At 72.7% G+C, this 4198-nt stretch carries 4 protein-coding genes; 3 read left to right on the top strand and 1 reads right to left on the bottom strand.

Annotation, left to right across the window (positions count from 1 at the left end; all coding sequences use genetic code 11):
* A partial coding sequence (queG, locus tag AC30N0_RS14280) for a tRNA epoxyqueuosine(34) reductase QueG (RefSeq protein ID WP_489518571.1) occupies positions 1 to 1130 on the bottom strand: 1130 nt, incomplete at its 3' end.
* On the opposite strand from queG, the gene tsaE reads away from it, so the two are divergent.
* The 3 genes from tsaE to AC30N0_RS14265 are packed head-to-tail and all read left to right on the top strand — an operon-like array spanning position 1125 to position 4077.
* Positions 1125 to 1631: a tRNA (adenosine(37)-N6)-threonylcarbamoyltransferase complex ATPase subunit type 1 TsaE gene (gene tsaE, locus AC30N0_RS14275; protein ID WP_489518572.1), complete on the top strand. Its 507-nt coding sequence runs from the start codon at positions 1125 to 1127 to the stop codon at positions 1629 to 1631. The two genes, queG and tsaE, sit on opposite strands and share 6 nt — an antisense overlap.
* Before the next feature lie 55 nt (positions 1632 to 1686).
* Entirely contained in the window at positions 1687 to 3075 is a 1389-nt protein-coding gene (locus tag AC30N0_RS14270; RefSeq protein WP_489518570.1) for an N-acetylmuramoyl-L-alanine amidase, read from the top strand.
* Positions 3076 to 3123: 48 nt separating this feature from the next.
* A complete protein-coding gene (locus tag AC30N0_RS14265; RefSeq protein ID WP_489518569.1) occupies positions 3124 to 4077 on the top strand; it encodes an alpha/beta hydrolase in 954 nt (317 codons plus the stop codon).
* Positions 4078 to 4198: the final 121 nt, after the last annotated feature.

Raw genomic sequence — 4198 nt, 5'->3', positions numbered from 1 at the left:
TCCGCACCGACCGGTTCCGGCGCCTGGGCCAGGGCCCAGTCGATGTGCTCGCGGACCAGCGGCGTGGCCACCTCGCGGCGGCTCCGCAGCGCGGCGATCGTTGCTTCGTCGCCTGCCGCGCGCAGGGCGTTGCCGAGCGCCACGGCGATGTTGCGCTGCCAGCGCTCGTGGCCGATGCGGCGGATCGCGCTGCCTTCGGTGCGTTGCAGGAACTCGGCCTCGTCCCACGCCCAGAGCTCGAGCAACGTCGGCGCGGCGAAGGCAGCGCGAGCGTCGAAGTCCGGCAGGGGACTGGTCCGCGCGTACTTGTTCCAGGGGCAGACGAGCTGGCAGTCGTCGCAGCCGTAGATCCGGTTGCCCACGGCGGCGCGGAACTCGACCGGGATCGGCCCCTTCGCCTCGATGGTCAGGTACGAGATGCACCGGCGGGCATCGAGCTCGTAGGGCGCCACGATGGCCTGGGTCGGGCAGACGTCGATGCAGGCGCTGCAGCTGCCGCAGTGCGCGTCGACCGGCGCCGTCTCCTGCAGGTGCACGTCGACGTAGATCTCGCCGAGGAAGAACATCGATCCTGCGTCGCGGTCGAGAACGAGCGTGTGCTTGCCGCGCCAGCCGATGCCGCTGCGCGCCGCCAGTTCGACCTCGAGCACCGGCGCCGAGTCGGTGAAGACGCGGTGCCCGAACGGCCCGATGGCCTCGGCAAGCCGCCCGGCCAGCGCGCCCAGTCGCTGGCGCAGGACCTTGTGGTAGTCGCGGCCCCGGGCGTAGAGCGAGACCGTCGCCTGCGCCGGATCGGCGAGGCGCTGCCACTCGATGGCGCGCCAGCCGTCCGGCGTCGCGGCCGGCAGGTAGTCGAGGCGGGCAGTGATGACGCTGACGGTGCCGGGCACCAGCTCGGCCGGGCGCGAACGCTTGTTGCCGTGCGCCGCCAGGTACACCATGTCGCCATGGAAACCGTTGTCCAGCCAGGAGGCGAAGCGGGGCTCGGCCGAAGCCATGTCGATGCCGGCGACGCCGATCTGGGAAAATCCGAGCGTGCGTCCCCATTCGCGCAGGTGCTCGACGACGGCGCTGCCATCGAAGGGCGGCGCAAGGACGGCGGGGCCGTCGAAGGGAAGAGGCGAATCCATCCGGTGTCGACGATTCTAGAAACGCGGCTGAGCCCCTGGGCCACGGAAGCCGATTGCGCTGCGAGTGGCCACGCCCTCGCCGGCCGGCAGGCGCTCGCCGACGCCTTCGTCGAGCTGCACGGGCCGCTTGGTGCCGGCAAGACCACCTTCGTCCGCCACCTGCTGCACGGCCTCGGCATCGACGGCGCGATCAAGAGCCCGACCTACGCGCTCATGGAGCCCTACCGGGCCGCGCCGGCGCACGGCGGCTTCGGCATCGCGCACTTCGACTTCTACCGCTTCGACGATCCTCAGGAGTGGGAAGACGCCGGCTTTCGCGATGTCTTCGCGCGGCCCGGCCTCAAGCTCGTCGAGTGGCCCGAGAAGGCCGAGGGGCTGCTGCCGGCCTGCGACCTGCGCATCACGATCGCACCGCGCCCGGCCGGGGCGGAAGGCGGCCACGAGATGCGCGACGCCCGCTTCGAGGCGCTCAGCGAGCGCGGCCGGGAACTCCTCTCATGAGCCGCACGGCCGTCCCGAAGGCCAGACCGGAGCGCGGCGCGCGGAGGTCCGTGCAATGAGCTCGCGCCGCACCGCCTTGCGTCGGATGGGTGCCTTGGCCCTCCTGCTGGGCGCGCGCGAGATCGCCTGGGGCGCGTCGATCCTGGCGGTGCGGGTCTGGCCGGCCGACGCGTACACCCGCGTCACGATCGAGTCCGATACCGCCCTCGCCGCGCGCCATTTCCTCGCCTCCGGGCCCGACCGCCTCGTCATCGACGTCGACGGCCTCGAGCTGAACGCACAGCTGCGCGAGCTCGTCGGCAAGGTCCGCTCCGACGATCCCTACATCGCCGGCGTGCGCGTCGGGCAGCGCGCAGCGCGCGTGGTCCGCCTCGTCATCGACCTCAAGCAGGCCACCGCGCCGCAGCTGTTTGCCCTCGCGCCCGTCGCCGCCTACCAGCACCGTCTCGTCTTCGACCTGCACCCGACCCATGAGCGCGATCCGCTGCTCGAGCTGATCCGCGACAAGGAGCGCGCCGAGGAGCAGGCCGCCAGGTCGGTGCAGGACGCGCTCGGAGAGTTCATCGGCCGCATGGGTGCGGCCGGCGCCTCGGCGCCCGTCCTCGCCGGTGGAGCGCTGACGCCGCCCGCTGCGCCGGGGCCGGGCCTCGGCGCAGCGGCATCGGGCGAGGCGGCCGCGATGGCCCGCGACCCGGCCGCCGGGCTGCCGCCGCTGACCCGGCAGAGCCGGATCGACCGCCTGGTCGTGGTCGCCCTCGACCCGGGGCACGGCGGCGAGGACCCGGGCGCGATCGGCCCCACCGGCCTGCGCGAGAAGGACGTCGTGCTGGCCATCGCCATGCTGCTGCGCGACCGCATCAACGCGATGCCGAACATGCGTGCCATGCTGACCCGCGACGCCGACTACTTCGTGCCGCTGCACGAGCGCGTCAAGAAGGCGCGGCGGGTGCAGGCCGACCTGTTCGTGTCGATCCACGCCGACGCCTTCCTCAACCCGGAGGCGCGCGGCGCCTCGGTGTTCGCGCTGAGCGAAGGCGGCGCCAGCAGCACGGCCGCGCGCTGGATGGCCAATCGCGAGAACGCGGCCGACCTGGTCGGCGGCGTCAACGTCCATGCCCGCGACAGCACGGTCCTGCGCACGCTGCTCGACATGAGCACGGCGGCCCAGATCAAGGACAGCCTGAAGCTCGGCGGCGAGGTCCTCGGCCAGATCGGCAAGGTGGGCAGGCTGCACAAGCCGCGCGTCGAGCAGGCCGGCTTCGCGGTGCTGAAGGCGCCCGACATCCCGTCGATCCTGGTCGAGTCGGCCTTCATCTCCAACCCGGGGGAAGAGGCGAAGCTGCGCGACCCGGCCTACCGCATGCAGCTGGTCGAGGCGCTCGGCACCGGCATCCAGCGCTACTTCGCCCGCAACCCGCCGCTGGCCCGCTCGCGCCAGCTGTAGGCATCATGGGCGGCGGCCCTCGCCGCGCCCCCACCGCACAGGAACGTCATGCTGCATCCGCAAGCCCGGGCCCTCATCGACCTCATCGCCGAACGCGGCCTGCCGCCGATGCACACGCTGACGCCGGTGCAGGCGCGCGCCTTCTACCGCGAGCGGCGGGCCCTGACGCAGCCGCCGGCACCGGACGTGGCCGAGGTGCGCGAGCTGCAGGCGGACGGCCCGCACGGAGCGATCCCGCTGCGCCTGTACCGGCCGCGAGCCCCGGCGGGGACGCGCAGCGATGCGAGCGCTGCATCTCCGGTGCTCGTCTACTTCCACGGCGGCGGCTGGACCATCGGCGACCTCGACACCCACGACGTGCTGTGCCGTGAGCTGGCCAACGCCTCGCAAAGCGCGGTGGTGGCGGTCGACTACCGGATGGGCCCGGAAGACCGCTTTCCCGCCGCGGCCGAGGATTGCCTGGCCGCGACGTACTGGGTGCGACGGCATGCAGCGTCGCTCGGCCTCGACTGGGCCCGGCTCGCCATCGGCGGCGACAGCGCTGGCGGCAACCTCGCCGCCGTCGTCGCCATCATGGCCCGGGACGCCGGCGACCTGCCGATCGCGTGGCAACTGCTGATCTACCCGGCGACGGACCAGCGCCGCGGCCACGCGTCGCACACCTCGAACGGGGAAGGCTACCTGCTCACCCGCGAGACGATCGCGTACTACCACGACAACTACATCGACGACCCGAGGCACGACCTCGACTGGCGCGCGTCACCCCTGCTGCACCCCGACCTGTCGCGGCTGCCGCCGGCGCTGGTGCTGACCGCCGGCTACGACCCGCTGCGCGACGAAGGGCTCGAATACGCCGATGCGCTGGTGGCCGCCGGAAACCGGGCGACCTACGTCTGCTTCGAGCGTCAGATCCACGGCTTCATCACGATGGCCAAGGTCATCGACGAAGCCGACGCCGCGGTCACCCTGTGCGCGGCGGAACTGAGGCGGGCACTGGGCTGACGCCCGGCGCCCGCCTGGGGCTCAGCCGGCGGCCGAGGCCGACTTCGCAGCTGCCTTGGCCTTGCGGGTGGCCTTCTTGGTGCCGGACGCGACCTTGCGGCCACCTTCGGCGGCAGCGTGG

The sequence above is a fragment of the Rhizobacter sp. genome, from assembly GCF_031412495.1.
GTDB lineage: Bacteria > Pseudomonadota > Gammaproteobacteria > Burkholderiales > Burkholderiaceae_C > Schlegelella_A.
The sequence above is the reverse complement of the archived record's forward strand: the minus strand, read 5'-3'. Positions and strand labels throughout refer to the sequence as shown.